Genomic DNA, 17,579 nt, shown 5'->3' with positions numbered 1-17,579 from the left:
GTCAAAACTTATAGTTTCTCCTCGTAATGACGAATAATGTGTTACCCTCAGCGCAAAAAACCAAGTACTAATAAAATGCTAGACAATTTCATTGCGCATCAAGCAACCAAAGAGTTTTCAGTTAGTGAGATTTCTAATAAAATCAAAGAGCTATTAGAAAATAATTTTAGCTATATTAAGGTAAAAGGCGAAATTTCAGGCTTAAAAATAGCAAACTCAGGTCATGCTTATTTTAACTTAAAAGAAAATACCGCCATTTTAGCCTGTACTTGCTGGCGTCCTATTCTTGCTAAAATCAAATTTCCTTTAAATGACGGCATGGAAGTAGTAATTAGCGGTAAACTCTCAAGTTATGCAGGTAATTCACGTTATCAATTATCGGTAGATAATTTGCAACCCACAGGACTTGGAGCTATGCTGCAAATTCTAAATGAGCGTAAAGCAGGGCTCGAGAAAGAAGGCTTATTTAATAAAATACGTATTCCTATACCCTTTTTACCTGATAAAATAGGCGTTATCACTTCAATAACCGGTGCTGTTATTAAAGATATTATTCATCGTATTCGCGAACGTTTTCCGACTCGGATAATAATATGGCCGGTTAGCGTACAAGGTGAAAATTCTGGCAATGAAATTGCTGAAGCAATTGAAGGATTTAACAATTTAGAAGAGGTAAATAAACCATGTGTTATAATCGTTGCTAGAGGTGGCGGTTCTATAGAAGATCTTTGGTCATTTAACGATGAGATATTAGTACGTGCTGCTTATAACTCAAAAATTCCCATTATTTCCGCAGTAGGTCATGAAGTGGATTATACTTTAATAGATTTAGCAGCCGATAAAAGAGCTCCAACACCGACTGCTGCCGCAGAATTTGCTGTACCGGTACACTCTATTTTAAATAATACGCTACAATCTTATGAAAAAATATTATTGAATAATACTAGCCGGTTAATTAAATATCACGAACAAAATATAGTAAATTACAATAAAATACACAGATCTCTCTCTCACTATATAAATAATAGGCAGCAGTTACTGGACGAAACCGGTTTTAATTTACTAGATGCTTTACCGTGCTTTATTGCACTACAAGAAACAAAGATAAAATCTTTTTCTAAAGAAAGAGTTAACCCTGCTAAAATAATCAATTACAAAACATTAGAATTAACACATCAAACAGCTTATCTATCAAAATCGGCAAATAATACTTTGAAAAACTTTGAGTATAAATTAGAATTAAATAGTACGTTACTTGCAAGCCTTGATTATCACAACGTATTAAAACGAGGTTTTGCTATAGTTAAAGGAGAAACGGGTAATTTTTTATCTTCTAAAATTACTGCTGCGAATGAAAAAATTTTTAATATTAAATTTTCTGACGGTGAAATTAAAGTAGTTCGTGCTTAAAGGCTTTGGTTTTTATACTTCTCATTTCTAAAAATTTGTATGCTTTAAGTATAGGCACGAACAAACAACAAGCAATTTTAGAATGCGACAGCTGATAAAAAAACTTTGATAAATGCATGGTATGTAAATGAGCCTTATCAATACTTAATTGCTGCTTCAAACGGTCATACTACCGTTTCCGGTATGGATATAGAATTAATGAACGCTATTGCTGAAAAAATAGGTATCAATATTGAGTACAATCAAGATAGCTGGTATCAAGTTAGATATTCAAAGCGGCAATACCGACATGACAGCAGGAGCTACTTACACTACTGAGAGGAGTTGCAATGGTTATTATTCACAAAATTGAGCCTCTAAGTTTTTGGAGACCGTTTTTTGCTTTCATTACAGCTAATTGCGATACAATATTACGAGATTTTATTATGAAAGAAAATTCAATTAAGAGGACACCAAGAGGAGTTAGTATTGCAATCACTGTATTTATGGGGTTATAGCTTTTAGCATATTATTAGATATGTACAGTGGTAATCCAAATTATCATACAATAAAATATTCAATGAGTATAGTAATTGCCAGAGCATTTATTACTAGTCTCTTAGTTTATCATTTTGGTTTTCTTGAGTGGCAATTCCGTAATACAAAATTAGAAGATATAGCAAAACAAACATGAAGATAGCTACTTGGAATATTAATTCCATAAAAACAAGACTTAATTTATTGCGTAATTTTTTATCTAAAGAAAATCCGGATATTTTATTATTGCAAGAAATAAAATGCGAAACCGCAAAATTTCCTTTTGATGCATTATCCGATCTACCTTATAATTCTTATGTTCACGGACAAAAATCATATAACGGTGTTGCTATAATTGCAAAATTTCCTGCCGATGAAATAATTAAGGATTTTCCGAATAATTACTGCAGTGATCAAGCAAGATTCTTAGAAATAAAATTATCATTACCTATAGGGTGTTGTAATATAATCTCGCTCTATGCTCCTAACGGTTCATTTGTCGGTAGCGATAAATTTGTAGCAAAACTAGCATTTTATGATAATTTTATCAATTATCTATCAACTAAAAAATCTTTTGACGAAAAAACTATCATAGGCGGTGATTTCAATATTGCACCGTTCGATATAGACGTATATTCACCTAAGCTACTGGCTGAAACTACTTGTTTTACTGAGGTTGAACAAAAAAAATTACGCACTATTCTAAATTCCGGATTTGAGGATTTATACAGATTAATGCATCCGAGTAAACAAGAATTTTCATGGTGGGATTATAGAGCCGGATGTTTTGAACAAAATAAAGGTATGAGGATTGATATGATTCTTGGTTGTAATAATACTATTGACTATTTAGAAAATTGCTATATGGATTATAATTTAAGGACTCAAGAAAAACCTTCAGATCATATACCGGTAATTGCGAGTTTTAAGGGATAGTCAATATGGAATGTTGCTATCTTAGGATGCCGTATGTCATTCCCGCGTAGGCGGGAGTCCAAAAAAATAGCTTTAATATTGATATAGGAGTTACATAATTTGATAAAATAATCATATAAAAACAAGTTTTTATATGATTTTAATGGATTCCCGCCTACGCAGGAATGACATAGACCACTTTTTAAAAATAAATATATGTCTCCAAAATTCATGACATTTTACGAAAAATATATGACGATTGTCGGTACAATCGGCAATTTTATGTTCTATGTACAGGCTCATAAGATTTTCACCTGCCAATCTTCGGCTTCTGTTTCTATGCCCGCCTTTACTATAAGTGCTATTGCTCTTTGTAGTTGGCTTATATACGGCATATTAATAAAAAATACACCTATTATAATAGCAAATATAGTAGGTTTATCGGGGCATTATTAGTTCTCTTAACCATAATAATATATTAAATAATGACTAAGCAAATCATTACTTTAGTTGGTCGTCCGAATGTAGGCAAATCAACGCTTTTCAATAGATTAAGCATACGTAAAAAAGCTATCGTTCACGATTTGCCAGGCGTCACTAGAGATAGAAAATATACAGACGGCAAAATCGGCTCTTTTGAATTTTTGTTAATTGATACCCCAGGACTTGACGAGCATCCTAATAGTATGGGAGAGAGGTTAATTGAGCAGACTACTAAAGCAATTTTAGAGGCAGATTTAATTTGCTTTATGGTTGACGGTAGAAGCGGAATATTACCTGATGATAAGCTACTTAGTAGTTTTGTTAGAAAATATAATAAGCCTGCTATATTGGTAGTTAATAAATGCGAGAAAGCTTTTGATTTTGATAAAGAGTACTACAAATTAGGGTTTGATAGTATGATAGCTATCTCTGCCGAACATGGCACAGGCTTAATTGATTTATATGACGAAATTATTGCCAAGTTACCTGAAGAAGAATCAATCAAGACAAATATAGCCGATCCAATTAAAGGAGATTGTTTGCAAATAGTAGTTAGTGGCAGACCTAACGCCGGAAAATCTACTTTTATAAACGCTCTTATTAATGATGAAAGATTATTAACCGGTCCTGAAGCCGGCATTACTCGTGAATCAATTGAAATTGATTGGCAATATAAAAATAATCATATTAAATTGATTGATACGGCAGGACTCCGCAAGAAATCTACTATTACAGAGTCTTTAGAAAAATTATCGGCATCGGATACTATTAACAGTATTAAATTTGCTAATACCGTAATCTTAATGATTGATGCCTTAGCTCCTTTAAAACAACAAGATTTAAATATTGCAAGCCATGTGGTAAATGAAGGAAGAAGTATAGTTATAGTAGTGAATAAATGGGATTTAGTTAAAGAATCCGAAAAAGAAGCATTTCAGGAAGAATTTTATTATCAGATAAATACTCATCTGCCTCAAGTTAAAGGTATCCCTGTTCTATTCATTTCAGCAATAAATAAACAAAATATTGAACAAGTGCTAGATGCTTGTCTTAAAATTTATAAAATTTGGAATAAGAAAATAACTACTAGCAAATTAAATGAATGGCTTAATTTTACTACGGAAGCACATCTGCTGCCTTTACAAAAAGGAGGCAAAAGAGTGCGTGTAAAATATATGACTCAAACAAAAACCCGCCCCCCTACTTTCAAACTATTCTCCAATAATCCGGAAAAAATTACCGATAGCTATACTAGGTATTTAGTAAACAATATGCGTGAGGCTTTTGACATACCGGGCGTTCCTATTAGATTCATTTACGTAAAAACTAAAAACCCGTATGTGTAGTTAAAATTAATTAATAACAGTTTAGTTATTAGCACCGAAAAATCTGAATTAGATATATTACTAGATAATATTACTGATTCTAATTGTCATCATGAATTTATTAAGTAATGATAAGACTAAAGGTAATGAACTATGGTAACTTATATACTTTAACCAAGCTGTAAATTAGATAAGTTCGCTATTCCAACTACACTTATTTTTTCTGTTTTTTTATATGTATTATTCCCGGCGGTAACAATATATAAATGTTCTAACTGCAAATCGGCAAGAACGGCATGCATTGATTTAGTAATACTAGGAGCATCAGCATTTTTTACTTCAAAGCCGTATTTCTTACCATTCTTAATAATCAATAAATCTAATTCTGCTCCTGTTTGCGTTCGCCAAAAAAAATACTCTGCATCCGTTTTAAATTTACGTATTAACTCCTCTATTACAAACCCTTCAAATGAAAAACCGCGTTTTGGATGAACATACCAATCATGTTCGTGAATCCCTAATAATGCATGTAGTATTCCGCTATCTCGTATATAGACTTTTGGTGCTTTCACTTGACGTTTTGAGATATTTTCATACCAAGGTTTTAATAGCCGAATCATAAAAGTTTGCTCTAATATTTCAGTATAACGTTTTATAGTCATATCCGTTAAACCGAGCGACCTTCCAAGCTCGCTATAATTTAATAATTGCCCATGATTATGAGCAAGCATCATCCATAACTGCCTCATTACATGTGCATTAAGAGATATTCCTAAACTAGGCAAATCACGCTCGATAAAACTAGTGATGTATCTATTACGCCATCTAAGACTTTGGACATAATTTTTTGCTAAATATGATTTAGGAAAACCACCTCTTAACCATAACTCCCTAAAATCATTTATCTCTATTAAATTGAACGGAGTAAGCTCCATATATTCAATACGGCCGGCTAATGATTCTGAAGATTGTCGCAATAATTCTCCAGAAGCACTACCTAATATTAAAAATTTTTTGTTTGAATAGTCAGCAAGAACTCTTAAATAAGGAAACATTTCAGGTTGTCTTTGAATTTCATCAATTACTATTAAACCGTTTAAAGGCTCAAGAGTTGTTTTAAGATTCTTAAATTGATCTAAGTGAGCTGGATCCTCAAGGTCAAAAAAGTAGCTCTTTTCATTTTCTTTAAGCTGTTTAATATAAGCGTGAGCTAAAGTAGTTTTACCACATTGCCTTGGACCGAGCATGGCACAAATAGGGAATATCTCAAGGGCACTTGTGATATGTGTTAAATAATAATTTCTGTCTATCATCCTTGTAATTTCATAATGACACTTTGAATTTACAATATAATTTTAATCAAATAATAGCAAGATGTTTCTAGGTCCTGTGCACTTTTGATTAATGATTATAATTATTAGATCTTTTTAAGCGAAAATTAATAAGATTTTTGAAGGAATAGTTATGCATATTTCAAAAAAATTTGATAATTGCCAACTAGAGCCATAATATTCTATTAAAAGTGCACAGGACTTAGGCTCCTCTACCGGATTTTCCTATCTCTCTTTGTCTTTCTTCTAATACCTTACTTGTATGCGGTCCTACTGCTTATTTATCTTTACTAAATTTACTTTTTCCTAAATTAACTATAGTTTCTGCTAATATACTCCTAGCACTTGTGGATCTGATAATAATTTTAACGCCAGCAATAATAATTTTACCGTATTCATGTTTGCTAAATTTATCGGCAATTTGAATTAATTCAGGTGCATGTTTACTTACCAGCTATCTTTACTAATTTTTCACCGTCTAATTTTAATTTTTGACCCTTAGGTGTTTTATTTCACAACTCATCTACAAGCAGTCCTAAACTACTTACATGTTTTGTTAATAGTTCAGGAAGGTCTTTTTCAATTATTTTTCTTATTTCCGGATTATGGTTTTTAATTTGTATCAAAAGACTAATCCATTCCTTTACCTCTTTTACCTTTTCTTCTTTTGATTTCTCTTCCTTTGGAAGTGGCTTAATTAACTGAAATTTTTGTATTATATCAGCAACTTTATCGCTATCGGGAAGAGCGAAGCTTGCAAGTTTAGTAATTGACGGCAGAGCCTCTTTTAAAAAAGACGTAGATGCATCTAATGCCTTATGTATAAACTCCGGATCTTTCCCTTGTGATTCTATTCTTTCCGTTACTTTAGGATGTTTTAAAACATCTAATATATCCTGTTTATTACTATCTAAATATCGCGGTAATTTTTTTCTAAAACAGGAGGTAAATTATCAATAATTTTTTTGGCATTTTCAACTAACTCTACTATTTGAGGTTTTTTGCCTTTTAATAACTCTTTTTTAGTTTCAGTATCTAACCCTGCCATATTTAGGTTAATTTTAGTCCAACGCTGATTTGCTTTAAGCTGACTATAAGCTTTTATAGCTGAAGGAGTACTTTCAATTAATTTTTCGCTAGAATTTACAAGTAGTGCTACTGTATTTGCAATTAATTCAGGTTTAGCGATTTTTTGTGCTTTAAATGTCATGTATATTTTTAATATAGCACCTTGAGATGACGTGTTTTTTTGTTTAATATTCTTATATATTTCTTGTACTTTTGGGTTTAAATCGCTTTCTAGTGCTTTAGATATTAAATCTACTCCTAGTGTAGATAATTCTCTGATAAATTTAGGACTTATTTTGTCTAATACATTTATTTTTTCTGTTTCGGAAGTTTGAAAGTTTTTTGTTATTTTGCTAAGCCTCTTATTTAAAATAGGCGTGAGAAGAGATATGGGATAACTTTAGACTGTAAAAGAGTTTCTTTTGAACTATTGATATAGTTGCGGAATGTAAAACAGAAGCACATTTTTTTATAAGCGATGCTGCATCTGCTATCATCTTGCAACCAGCGTCAATAGAACCTACACTAGTGGTAGCACTTCTCGCTTTTCTGAGGTTATTAAGCTCCAATGCCAAGATCAGGTAAAACTTGAGAAGCCTCCCAGGTAAACTGCAATGCACTAGGAACATTCCCGACTGCTTGGATAACACTTTGTATTATACCTAAATTATCTTTATTAAGATCTAGATATCGTTTATTTAACTCATCATATTTTTTGTTACCTGTGTCAGCTCCAAGAGCTAAATATCCAACTTGAACCCACGAAAGATTTTTATATTCTTCATCAAACTGTTGCCTTATCTTATCAATGGATTCCTGCTCTTGCTCTTGGCTTTTAGACATTTAAATACCTTTATATAATTTAAAGGTTTATAAAATTTTACTTTTTAATTTTTGTTAATTTTCAAAGTCATGGTTATCTTGCAATGGTTTTTTACTATAATTTTTCATTTACCGGTAAATCCATACTAACCTCTCCACACAATAAAACAATACTCTCCATTACCTGAGGATCTATATCCGGGTTGTTATACTCTTTATTTTTCTAAATCCAGTTGTAATAGTAAGGGTCAGGCCATAATTCCATGATTTTCGGTAAAGATTTTTGCTGTATAGTACCGACATTATACTCGCGTTTTAAAACTTCAGCCGGCATTCACACCCTACATCACCGATAAAATATATTTCTGAGAAATGCAAAAGCGATTTAATATTATTATCGGGATCTATATGGATTTATAATATTCACGTTGTACATCATTAAACAATTTCGCTACTATAAATGGTTTATCGAGATGTCGTTCTATACTTACTAAAGCTATATTTTCTAAGTTTTCGGGGTATTAAACCATTTTATCTAAAGCCGTTAATTTTTCACACTCTTCCTCTCCTATTTTTTCTTTTAGGTCTCTTTTATATTTTTGTTCTTTATCTGAAGGAAATACTAATTTATCATTTTTACAATCAACCAAAAAAGAAGTAGTAATAGGATATTTAATAAATAAATCTTTTAGTTTCATAATAAAAAATTTCTTAAAATATAAGGCTAATTTTTTATATGTCAAATAATATCCTCTAGACTATCTAGGTCATGCTTTACCAATCGTAACAACTTCGCTTCAGGGCTTAGATTTTTCACGGCCCATTTTTTAATCCAAGGTTCGGCGAGCTGCCACATATTAACATTACCGTCTAACTGTCTGCCTATCCCTTCCACCATTATTAAAGTCTTTTGCAATAACAACAACTCCGGTTGTACTTCCATGCCAAAATCTTCCGTGATTTTAAATAACTGTGCAAGCAGCTTACCTACAGAAATATTTTTTATGGGCGTCCCTACTATAGGCTCGGTAACTGCTCTACAACTTTGAGCGAATAAAGCTAAATCGGTATTTGATGGGATATAGCCGGCTCTTAAATGTACTTTAGCAACTAATTTATAATCACGCCTTAAAAAGCCAAATAGACTTTCGGCAACGGCTAAACGATCTTTTTCTTTAAGTCTGCCCATAATACCGAAATCAAGTAAAATTATTTTACCTTGCTTATTCACTAAAATATTCCCTGCATGTAAATCAGCATGAAAAAATCCGTCTCTATAGGCTTGATTGAAAAACATTACGGCAAAATCCTGAGATATTTTCGCAGGCTCTAACCCCATTTCCTTTAGTAGCAAAGTATCATATATAGAAGTGCCGTCTAACCACTCGGTGGTTAGTATATTTTCTGATGTTAAATCCCAATATATTTTAGGGATTATCACGTTAATATCATTTCGCATATTATCCGTAAGCTCAGAAGCTGCTGCCGCCTCTAAACGTAAATCAAGCTCAAATTTCATAGTTTCATGAAATTTATCGACTACTTTAATCGGTTTGAGCCTTTTTGCTTTAGAAAATTTTGAGATAATTTTTGCAAGAAAATATAGCAGCTTAATATCTCTGTTATATTTTTTATGAATACCCGGACGCAAAATTTTTACGGCAACATATTCACCGGTTATAAGTTGTGCTTTATGTACCTGCGAAATTGATGCGGCAGCGATGGGGGTATCGTCGAGGTGTAAGAAAGGGAGGGCGTCATGGCTCACAGTCATAGACTGCGTGGCAATCTTTTGTTTGCTTGCTGAGATTGCTTCGTCGACATAAATGTCTCCTCGCAATGACGTTATCAACCTTCTCACCACCCCACCATCAAACGGAGGTAGCTTATCTTGCAGTAACCTTAAATAACCTGCTATCTCTGTTCCTACTAAATCGGCTCTTGTCGAAAGAGTTTGTCCAAATTTTATATAAATAGGTCCAAGATCACTTAAACAATCTATTAAGCGTTTGCCGTAATCTTCCCGTGATTTTTTTATTAACGAGACCGGAGCAAAAAATAAGGCTAATATATAACCGATAAACCTGCAATATTTAGGGCTTCTTGAATCAATTAAGATTTGCTTTTTACTGATGATACGAAAAATACGTATTAAATTAAAAAAATTACTTATCATCTATTATATACTCCGAAGTAAAATAAAGAATAGTATACGAAGATCAACTTCAAAAAGAGCAAGGAGTTCACAAGTCGAGGAGCGGAGCGTATACTTAATACGTAAGTACCGCAGATCTTGTAGAACGACGTAGCCAATTTTTGAAGTTCATTGAGTATACGCACTATGGATAGCAACTATTCCGCCACTTAGATTTTTATAACCGACTTCCTCAAAACCGGCATCTTTAATCATTATTCTAAACTCGTCTTGTGAGGGGAATAAATCTATACTTTCGACCAAATATTCATATGCCTCTTTATTACCTGCTATCATTTGACCAATACTCGGTATAATATTAAATGAGTAGAATTTATAGAAATCTTTTATGTACCCTTCCTTTACTTTTGAAAACTCAAGACATATAAACTTACCCATTGGCTTTAAAACCCTACATGCTTCCTTTAAAGCCTTATTTATATCAGGTACATTTCTAATACCGAATGCTATAGTATAATAATCAAAACTATCATCCGGAAACGGTAGTTCTTCAGCACTTGCTACAGTAAATTTAAGCTTTTGAAATAAATTCAGATCTATTGCTTTTTTCTTAGCTTGCTTTAACATTTCTTCATTAATATCACTTAAAGTTAAAGAGATATTATTAACTCTATCTCTTGCTTTTTTAGCAAGTTTTAAAGCAATATCACCGCTACCGCTAGCAACATCTAATATATGAGAGTTAAGATTTGGAATTTGCCTAATAAATTCATCTTTCCATAAGCGATGTAATCCCAAACTCATTAAGTCATTCATTAAATCATACTTATCAGCAACATTAGAAAAAACGTTATTTACTAAGCCTTGTTTTTTAGTGTAGTCTACTTTTTTAAAGCCAAAATTTGTTTGGTTCATAGTTTTTTATTATAAATATTAGTATCAAATGCCGGAACTTCCTGAAGTAGAAACTCTTAAAAACTCTCTAAAAGATAAGCTAATCGGGCTTATTATAGAAAATGTAGAGTTAAAAAGAGATAATTTACGTTATAAACTATCCCCGCTTTTAGCTACAGAAATCTTAAATACTAATATACTGGATGTTAGGCGTCGTGCAAAATATTTAATTATAGATTTTAATAATGATTATTCTTTAATAGTTCATCTAGGCATGAGCGGCAGATTTACTCTGCAATCTGCTAATTATAAAACTCAAAAACACGATCATGTGATTTTTGATTTAAGTAACGGCGAAAAGTTAATTTTCAACGATACTAGACGATTCGGTATGATTTATAGTTTTAAGACTGATCTCTTAGAAAAAGAATTTTTTAATGATTTAGGCATAGAGCCTTTTTCTGATTTATTGACGTTAGAATATCTAAAAGATAAGCTACAAACTAAAAAAATACCAATAAAAAACTTGATTATGGATAATAGAGTTATAGTCGGAATCGGTAATATCTATGCTTCCGAAAGTCTGCATTTAGCTAGAATTCATCCGGATAAATCAGGTAACGATTTAAGGGATGATGAAATAGAAAATTTAATTAAAGCGATTAGAGATGTGTTAACTAAAGCTATAACTGCCGGCGGTACTACTCTTAAAGATTTTGTAAACGGCGATAACAAACCTGGTTATTTTACTAAGCAACTTAAGGTTTACGGTAGAGAGGGACAAAGTTGTTTAAGCTGCTCTAGCACTATTATCAAGATAAAGCATTCAGGCAGAAGTACTTTTTATTGTAAAACTTGCCAATATAGTTAATTCACTTGACATATTTTTTAAAACTATTTATAAAGCTCTTTATTATTTAATTCAATTAATAGTTGTAAAAATATATGAAAGTAGACTCCTTACATAACCTATCTTATAAAGAGGAATTTGAAGGAGACATGAAACGCAGCACCGCAGCATACAAAAAGGTAAGTGAGGGTGCGAGTATTGGAGCGACGTATATCGCAGATACTTCAGGAGTTGGGAGTCAAATAAGTGGTGAGCCTGTACAGCGTATAAAAATACCTGAGCACAGGCAAATCCTGAAATGTAACGTACCAAATCTTGAAGTATCAAAGGTATACAAATTACCTTTAGAAGGAGGTTATGCAAGGATCTAATAAAACCGGTGATTATGGCAGGAGGTAACGGTAAAAGACTATGGCCTTTGGCATCTAAGGATAAACCGAAACAGTTTAAAAAAATATTGAGTGATCTAACTTTACTTCAGCAAACATTAAACCGCAATAAATTTTTAGGACAACCTACTATTATTACTTCCAAAAAATATTAATCAATCACTAAAGAACAAGCAGCAGAAATAGATGTAGAAATAGCATTAATTACCGAGCCTTTACAAAAAAATACTGCCGTTTGTGCCATTATTACGGCATTATCGGCTACAGCACTAGGATTTGATATTGTAGTGTTACTACCTTCAAACCATCATATAGCGGATGATACAAATTATCTTAATACTATAAATAAAGCTTTACATTATGTTAATGCGGCATTTGCACTATATTCCTATAAATGTTATAAGTGCCAAGGGCTATATATAAACACAGGATTACCAATTGCAGAAAATGTTTATCTAGTTGATCATTTAATTGAACAACCTATATTAGAGCAAGCAAACAAACATTTTCAAAGTAATGAATATTTTTGGAATTCAGGAATTTGTGTATACGATGTTAACTTCTTCTTAAACTTAGCAATGAACCTTCAACCTGATTTATTCTGTATTGCAGAAAAAGCATTTAATACTGCCGTAAAAAATGAGAATAGTTTGGCCATAGACAATGAGGCTTATAATGAAATCGCAGCAATTTCTATAGATAATACCATAATGGAATATATTTCGGGAATGGTCATGATAAAAGCCGATTTTGCTTGGAACGATCTTGGTACTTGGCATTCCTTATTACAGGTAAAACACCGGAATATAAACTATAATTATTGCGAGGGAAACGTAGTAACAAGCAATACTACAAACTCTTTCATTAGTTCTAATAATAAATTAAGGTCCTGACAATTTCATAATTATCGATACTATGAAAACGGTCTTTTGGTCGCCGATAAATCAAAAATGAATGATCTAGAGAAAGCTAAAATCTTATTTACTGCTCTTTTTAACGGAAAATCTGATTCATCACCGAATTATGAAATATATGAAAAAGCTTTTCTAAATAATATTTTATCTTCTGAAGAAATAAAATTAGAAACTATGAAGGAAAATAACGAAGCTTGTTATATTCTTACTAAAACTTACGAAATAATTAATCGTAACACCCCCAAGATGAATATAACTCTATGTTATTAACATTGATTGGAAGTAAATGAGGAAATACAGAATGTACAGAGCTTGTTTATTCATATCCTAAAAATATACAAACTTTGAATCTACTGTTAACAATTTTATTCAAGACTATACAGGACAGCTTAATATCACTTTTGATGATGCTATATTATCAGCTGCTTACTCCGATACTTTAAATACTTCAATGTTAGGAGACTCAAATTATAATAATATGTATAACCTTGTTGAACACCGCTAATATTCAAGGCTATTGACATAGCGTTATTGCTTATATATCCTATTTTTATGAGTTTAAACCTCATCATTCAAATATAGCTAATCTTATACACTTCAACAATCTGTAAGTTATAGGAACAGCTTAGTAATAAAGAGGTTCATTTTAGTTGAGTTACAACATGGAAAATACTACAGAAGAACAAACAATAATATCTGAAGTCAAAAATGATGAAGACATAGATGAAGAAGCGAAAAGGTTAAAAGCAGAAGATTCACGAAAGCAACTTAAAGCAATACTAATAACATTTGGTATTATTTTGACCGGTTTTTTAACTTTTACTTATTTCTTTTTTAATTACATCGAAGAAAAAGCGGAAGAATACAGACAACAGCAACAACAAGAAATTCAAAAGATTAATAAGAGTTGAATATTAGATTACCACACTTCTCCTTTAATTATGATCTTGTTGTATGGCTGCGATATAATTCCAGCAAGGTATTGTTGCGTGGATACCACCCTGTCATTACGAGCGACTGAAAGAAGCGTGACAATCCAGAAAAAATAACAAAAAAATGCTGTAAATCAGCATTTTTTACTGCATTGCTGCGTCAATTACTTACGTAATGTCCTCGCAATGACGGAAAAAACAATCCACGTAGGCAATGTCCGCTCATAATGACTATTTTTATGCTGCCTTAAGTTTAGATGGCTTGAAATTAGTTTTATCAATGTTTAAATTTACTTCCGCTAAATACCCCGTAATGCCCTGCCCCTTTTTGTAAATGGTATCTTTGCATTGATTCAGGTATATTTGAACAAAGTTTTAAAGCAGCTTTTGTTTGCCCTACCACTGCAATATCATCTAATTCCCCTTCAATACCGAGTAAAGCACATTTAGTAATATGTTTTAAATCGATCGGACGCTTCTCAGAAACTAATTTACCTGTTGCTAACGAAAATTGTTAGAATACTTCATCTATAGTTTGTAAGTAAAACTCTGCCGGCATATCCATACCTGCTAAATACTCATAATAAAATTTAATAGTATGATCGGCTTTTTTATAGTCAGAATTTAATAAACTTTGCCATAATTCTAAATGTGAATCTATATGACAACATAAGTTTAAACCCATAAAGACGGCAAGTGGGAGGAAACCAGGATAGTTTGGCGACACCTGCATTGTAACCATTTGGCAGAACCATTCTAAACTTTTACTTTGAGCGAATTCATTAACTACCGTGGGATTTTTTCTAGCATCTATAGGGCCGCCCATCAAAATCATCGAACTCGGCACATTTGGACTATTACTCTCCGACATTAAGCTAATGGCGGCAAGCAATGGAACAGTAGGTTGGCAAACTGCCATAGTATGAACATTCGGTCCTATAAAATTGATAAACTCCATTACGTAATCAATATAATCATCCATATCAAAATGCCTTGCTTCAAGCAGCACATATAACTGGCTTCCGTCCAATCTGTAATATAAATACCGGTATACAGTAATAATTCTTGTACTGTTGTTCTAAGTAAAGTAGCGTGATGTCCCGCCATGGCCATGGGTGCTACTATTAATAATTGAGGTAATTCTTTTTTAAAACCTATTTTCTGAAAATGCCTTAGTTCACAAAAAGACTTTTTTAGTATAACTTTTCCATTAATGTTATAGGTTTTATCATCAATAATTGTTTCAAGGATTATTAAATTCGGGTTTTTCATATTTTCTAGTCATGCGTTCACAAAGCGTTAAATAAGCATGCATAATTCTTGCAAAACCGTTATCTCATGTTAATATGCTTCTTTTAGAATTTTTATACCTAAACGCATTGGAGCAATTTGTGCTCTAAGCCCCTCTAACATATAATATGTATAATTAGTACTTAAATCACAGTTAATTATAATTTATCCACAAATTTAAAAATAATTAATATAAATTTAGTTTAACACTAAAAATTCTCAGTACATTAATTTTAGGACTCACTGCTTAAATTTTTATAAATGCGTAATAATAATGGTCTATATATAAATATGTTTATTTTTTCTTCTTATTTTGCTTAGGAATTTTATTTACGTGATCATTAAATATTAAACCAAATACTATCATTTACTTTCTGTTTTTTATAGACTGTATCAATATTATTTATATAATTTTCAAAATCTTTATTCTCTTCTGCTAACCTATTAGCCATATTCCAATCTATTTCTGGTCTTTCTCTAGCAGGAATTGATATTTTACTATCTTCAGGATTTTCTATATCTACTAAAATAAATCCTATACCATGCCTAGTATCATTTTATCTACTTTCAATTAAATCAGCAGCAACTAAATAACTATAATGTGCACATGAGAAATTTGATAAAGCCTGAAAAAAGATTCTCGTAAATTACTACGATTGATAATTTTTTTTGCTTCAAAAGACCAAAACCTTACTTGTTTTCATGCATAATATTTAGCACAATCTTTAATTAGTAAACTCCACTTTTCATTAAGAACTTCCATACCTACCCAATCTGGGGTAACCATTTATTATTACCTTTAGTGCCTTGTTTATTTGAAGAAAAATTATGCTTAATAGGCATATTATGCATCTTCAATTTGTTTTGAAGATATAATGCCAGTGCATCATCACATACTTACACTGCGGTTATTTTATCTTCTTTATTTGCATTTATTTTAGGTTCTGTGGCTTGTGCATTATTGACATAGTAATCAGGGTTTTGCGAATAATAAAACTTTAGCTTAGGTTTTATTCTAATATTAGGTTCTTGTCTTCGTTCAGCAGAAAGCTTACTACTGCTAATTGCACCTGCATCAATTCCTATAATCTCCTTATCTTTTTCTGCTTGAGTCTTGCTTAGTCAATGTGATTTTCTACAAACCATTCAGCTATACCATAAGAGGTAAATTTCTGATCTTCATGTGCTTTGAAAAAACCAATGATGGTATTTTTGCGATTAAATTCCATATCAAATGTACTAATAATTGAAATACTATAAAATATACATATTATTTTAAAAAATTTCAACTTTAAATTATCAAACTTGCTGTTTTTATAAAGTATTATTTATATATTTTTCAAATTTAAAAAATAATGTTTTGAAGTTATGAGTAGTAACATTTGCTACTTCTTTTGATGTTATATTTTTGAGTTCGGCAACTTTTTCAGCGACATACCTAATAAATGCCGGTTCGTTTTGTTTGCCTCGCATAGGCGTAGGAGCTAAGTAAGGAGTGTCGGTTTCTATTAATAACTTATCAAGCGGTATATATTTGACTATTTCTTGTAAATCAGTAGCATTCTTGAAAGTTATAATCCCTGACATTGAAATATATAAACCGATATCTAGCATTTTTGCCGCTAGATTTTTTGAAGAGGTAAAGCAATGTATTAAACCTGGAAATGTGCTGTTACGCATTTCTGAGGTTAAAATGTCAATAGTATCTTCGTCTGCTTCTCTTGTATGAACAATAACAGGCAGACGTGTACTAGACGCCGCATGTATATGTGCTACAAACAAATCTTTTTGTAATTTTTGATCGTAAGGCTGATGATAATAATCAAGCCCCGTTTCACCGATTCCGATAATTTTCGGATGCTGGGTTAGCATAATAATTGCCTCAGCATCTGAGTTCGGAAAGACGTAGTCTTGAGGTAGCAATCTTGTCCAAGCTTCCTGAGATTGCCACAGCACTTGCAGTGCTTCGCAATGACTAATAAAAGAATTCACTTCACACGGATGCACCCCAACACTCGCAAAAACATTTGCATATTTTTCAGCTATCTCTAAAATAATAGGTAAATCTTCAATTTTAGTGCAGATAGTTTGCATATACTGCACATTATTTTCTAATGCTCTTTGAATGACAGAATCTAAAAGCACTGCGTCATACCATGGTTTGACTACGGTATCTATGTCGCGGGATGACAAGTTACTACGTAAATTAAGATGACAATGTGAATCTATTAACATATTATACTCTTAGTAGGTGTGTCATACTGCGGTCTCGCCACGGTATGACA

At 32.0% G+C, this 17,579-nt stretch carries 16 protein-coding genes and 4 pseudogenes; 11 read left to right on the top strand and 9 right to left on the bottom strand.

Annotated features, from left to right (window positions below):
- Positions 1 to 75: 75 nt before the first annotated feature.
- The 6 genes and pseudogenes from xseA to der all read left to right on the top strand — a co-directional run bounded on the left by xseA (position 76) and on the right by der (position 4,670).
- Positions 76 to 1,410, top strand: a complete 1,335-nt coding sequence (gene xseA, locus ABVF33_RS01240; protein ID WP_499706126.1) for an exodeoxyribonuclease VII large subunit — start codon at positions 76 to 78, stop codon at positions 1,408 to 1,410.
- Positions 1,411 to 1,739: 329 nt separating this feature from the next.
- On the top strand, positions 1,740 to 1,907 hold the full coding sequence (locus ABVF33_RS01235) for a hypothetical protein (RefSeq protein WP_499705945.1): 168 nt from the start codon (positions 1,740 to 1,742) through the stop codon (positions 1,905 to 1,907).
- 20 nt (positions 1,908 to 1,927) lie between these two features.
- Complete coding sequence (locus tag ABVF33_RS01230) at positions 1,928 to 2,083, top strand: hypothetical protein (RefSeq protein WP_499705944.1); 156 nt, start codon at positions 1,928 to 1,930, stop codon at positions 2,081 to 2,083.
- Complete coding sequence (gene xth / locus ABVF33_RS01225) at positions 2,080 to 2,862, top strand: exodeoxyribonuclease III (RefSeq protein WP_499705943.1); 783 nt, start codon at positions 2,080 to 2,082, stop codon at positions 2,860 to 2,862. Before ABVF33_RS01230 ends, xth begins: the two co-directional genes overlap by 4 nt.
- A 195-nt stretch (positions 2,863 to 3,057) precedes the next feature.
- Positions 3,058 to 3,323 (top strand): annotated as a pseudogene (locus ABVF33_RS01220) (SemiSWEET family transporter).
- Positions 3,324 to 3,326: 3 nt separating this feature from the next.
- Positions 3,327 to 4,670, top strand: coding sequence for a ribosome biogenesis GTPase Der (der, locus tag ABVF33_RS01215; RefSeq protein WP_499705942.1), 1,344 nt, complete (start codon positions 3,327 to 3,329; stop codon positions 4,668 to 4,670).
- 149 nt (positions 4,671 to 4,819) lie between these two features.
- On the opposite strand, the gene ABVF33_RS01210 is transcribed toward der, so the two are convergent.
- The 7 genes and pseudogenes from ABVF33_RS01210 to ubiE all read right to left on the bottom strand — a co-directional run bounded on the left by ABVF33_RS01210 (position 4,820) and on the right by ubiE (position 10,940).
- Positions 4,820 to 5,962 (bottom strand): ATP-binding protein, encoded by a 1,143-nt coding sequence (locus ABVF33_RS01210; RefSeq protein ID WP_499705941.1) that lies wholly within the window; start codon positions 5,960 to 5,962, stop codon positions 4,820 to 4,822.
- Between the two features lie 928 nt (positions 5,963 to 6,890).
- Complete coding sequence (locus tag ABVF33_RS01205) at positions 6,891 to 7,190, bottom strand: hypothetical protein (RefSeq protein ID WP_499705940.1); 300 nt, start codon at positions 7,188 to 7,190, stop codon at positions 6,891 to 6,893.
- 416 nt (positions 7,191 to 7,606) lie between these two features.
- A complete protein-coding gene (locus ABVF33_RS01200) occupies positions 7,607 to 7,891 on the bottom strand; it encodes a hypothetical protein (protein ID WP_234943879.1) in 285 nt (94 codons plus the stop codon).
- A gap of 94 nt (positions 7,892 to 7,985) precedes the next feature.
- A pseudogene (locus ABVF33_RS01195) lies at positions 7,986 to 8,204 on the bottom strand (hypothetical protein).
- Between the two features lie 187 nt (positions 8,205 to 8,391).
- A complete protein-coding gene (locus ABVF33_RS01190) occupies positions 8,392 to 8,613 on the bottom strand; it encodes a hypothetical protein (protein WP_499705939.1) in 222 nt (73 codons plus the stop codon).
- The gene (ubiB, locus tag ABVF33_RS01185; RefSeq protein ID WP_499705938.1) at positions 8,610 to 10,046 is read right to left on the bottom strand and encodes a 2-polyprenylphenol 6-hydroxylase; all 1,437 of its coding nucleotides are present in this window, start codon (positions 10,044 to 10,046) and stop codon (positions 8,610 to 8,612) included. The genes ABVF33_RS01190 and ubiB overlap by 4 nt, the downstream gene beginning before the upstream one ends.
- A 147-nt stretch (positions 10,047 to 10,193) precedes the next feature.
- Complete coding sequence (gene ubiE, locus ABVF33_RS01180) at positions 10,194 to 10,940, bottom strand: bifunctional demethylmenaquinone methyltransferase/2-methoxy-6-polyprenyl-1,4-benzoquinol methylase UbiE (RefSeq protein ID WP_499705937.1); 747 nt, start codon at positions 10,938 to 10,940, stop codon at positions 10,194 to 10,196.
- 28 nt (positions 10,941 to 10,968) lie between these two features.
- Between ubiE and mutM the strand changes: the two genes are divergently transcribed.
- The 5 genes and pseudogenes from mutM to ABVF33_RS01155 all read left to right on the top strand — a co-directional run bounded on the left by mutM (position 10,969) and on the right by ABVF33_RS01155 (position 13,983).
- Positions 10,969 to 11,790 (top strand): Fpg/Nei family DNA glycosylase, encoded by an 822-nt coding sequence (mutM, locus tag ABVF33_RS01175; RefSeq protein WP_499196372.1) that lies wholly within the window; start codon positions 10,969 to 10,971, stop codon positions 11,788 to 11,790.
- 74 nt (positions 11,791 to 11,864) lie between these two features.
- Positions 11,865 to 12,140: a palindromic element RPE1 domain-containing protein gene (locus ABVF33_RS01170; RefSeq protein ID WP_499705936.1), complete on the top strand. Its 276-nt coding sequence runs from the start codon at positions 11,865 to 11,867 to the stop codon at positions 12,138 to 12,140.
- A gap of 14 nt (positions 12,141 to 12,154) precedes the next feature.
- Positions 12,155 to 13,051: pseudogene (locus ABVF33_RS01165) on the top strand (sugar phosphate nucleotidyltransferase).
- Between the two features lie 36 nt (positions 13,052 to 13,087).
- On the top strand, positions 13,088 to 13,342 hold the full coding sequence (locus ABVF33_RS01160; protein ID WP_499705935.1) for a hypothetical protein: 255 nt from the start codon (positions 13,088 to 13,090) through the stop codon (positions 13,340 to 13,342).
- 392 nt (positions 13,343 to 13,734) lie between these two features.
- Complete coding sequence (locus ABVF33_RS01155; RefSeq protein WP_499705934.1) at positions 13,735 to 13,983, top strand: RP671a family tick cell line-upregulated protein; 249 nt, start codon at positions 13,735 to 13,737, stop codon at positions 13,981 to 13,983.
- A 298-nt stretch (positions 13,984 to 14,281) separates the two neighbouring features.
- Here ABVF33_RS01155 and phaZ read toward each other — a convergent pair.
- Together phaZ and ABVF33_RS01145 are read right to left on the bottom strand one after the other, a co-directional pair.
- A pseudogene (phaZ, locus tag ABVF33_RS01150) lies at positions 14,282 to 15,456 on the bottom strand (polyhydroxyalkanoate depolymerase).
- Between the two features lie 1,152 nt (positions 15,457 to 16,608).
- Positions 16,609 to 17,529, bottom strand: a complete 921-nt coding sequence (locus ABVF33_RS01145) for a TatD family hydrolase (RefSeq protein ID WP_499705933.1) — start codon at positions 17,527 to 17,529, stop codon at positions 16,609 to 16,611.
- Between the last annotated feature and the right edge of the window lie 50 nt (positions 17,530 to 17,579).

Origin of the sequence: Candidatus Rickettsia barbarica (assembly GCF_041477405.1) — a bacterium.
In the GTDB taxonomy this organism is placed as follows: Bacteria; Pseudomonadota; Alphaproteobacteria; order Rickettsiales; family Rickettsiaceae; genus Rickettsia; species Rickettsia rickettsii.
This window is presented reverse-complemented; position numbering and strand designations above follow the sequence as displayed.

Excerpts from the sequence above, each read along its gene's own strand:
- xseA (WP_499706126.1), top strand. The coding sequence starts at position 76 with ATGCTAGACAATTTCATTGCGCATCAAGCAACCAAAGAGTTTTCAGTT.
- ABVF33_RS01235 (WP_499705945.1), top strand. The coding sequence starts at position 1,740 with ATGGTTATTATTCACAAAATTGAGCCTCTAAGTTTTTGGAGACCGTTT.
- ABVF33_RS01230 (WP_499705944.1), top strand. The coding sequence starts at position 1,928 with ATGTACAGTGGTAATCCAAATTATCATACAATAAAATATTCAATGAGT.
- xth (WP_499705943.1), top strand. The coding sequence starts at position 2,080 with ATGAAGATAGCTACTTGGAATATTAATTCCATAAAAACAAGACTTAAT.
- der (WP_499705942.1), top strand. The coding sequence starts at position 3,327 with ATGACTAAGCAAATCATTACTTTAGTTGGTCGTCCGAATGTAGGCAAA.
- ABVF33_RS01210 (WP_499705941.1), bottom strand. The coding sequence starts at position 5,962 with ATGATAGACAGAAATTATTATTTAACACATATCACAAGTGCCCTTGAG.
- ABVF33_RS01205 (WP_499705940.1), bottom strand. The coding sequence starts at position 7,190 with ATGACATTTAAAGCACAAAAAATCGCTAAACCTGAATTAATTGCAAAT.
- ABVF33_RS01200 (WP_234943879.1), bottom strand. The coding sequence starts at position 7,891 with ATGTCTAAAAGCCAAGAGCAAGAGCAGGAATCCATTGATAAGATAAGG.
- ubiB (WP_499705938.1), bottom strand. The coding sequence starts at position 10,046 with ATGATAAGTAATTTTTTTAATTTAATACGTATTTTTCGTATCATCAGT.
- ubiE (WP_499705937.1), bottom strand. The coding sequence starts at position 10,940 with ATGAACCAAACAAATTTTGGCTTTAAAAAAGTAGACTACACTAAAAAA.
- mutM (WP_499196372.1), top strand. The coding sequence starts at position 10,969 with ATGCCGGAACTTCCTGAAGTAGAAACTCTTAAAAACTCTCTAAAAGAT.
- ABVF33_RS01170 (WP_499705936.1), top strand. The coding sequence starts at position 11,865 with ATGAAAGTAGACTCCTTACATAACCTATCTTATAAAGAGGAATTTGAA.
- ABVF33_RS01155 (WP_499705934.1), top strand. The coding sequence starts at position 13,735 with ATGGAAAATACTACAGAAGAACAAACAATAATATCTGAAGTCAAAAAT.
- ABVF33_RS01145 (WP_499705933.1), bottom strand. The coding sequence starts at position 17,529 with ATGTTAATAGATTCACATTGTCATCTTAATTTACGTAGTAACTTGTCA.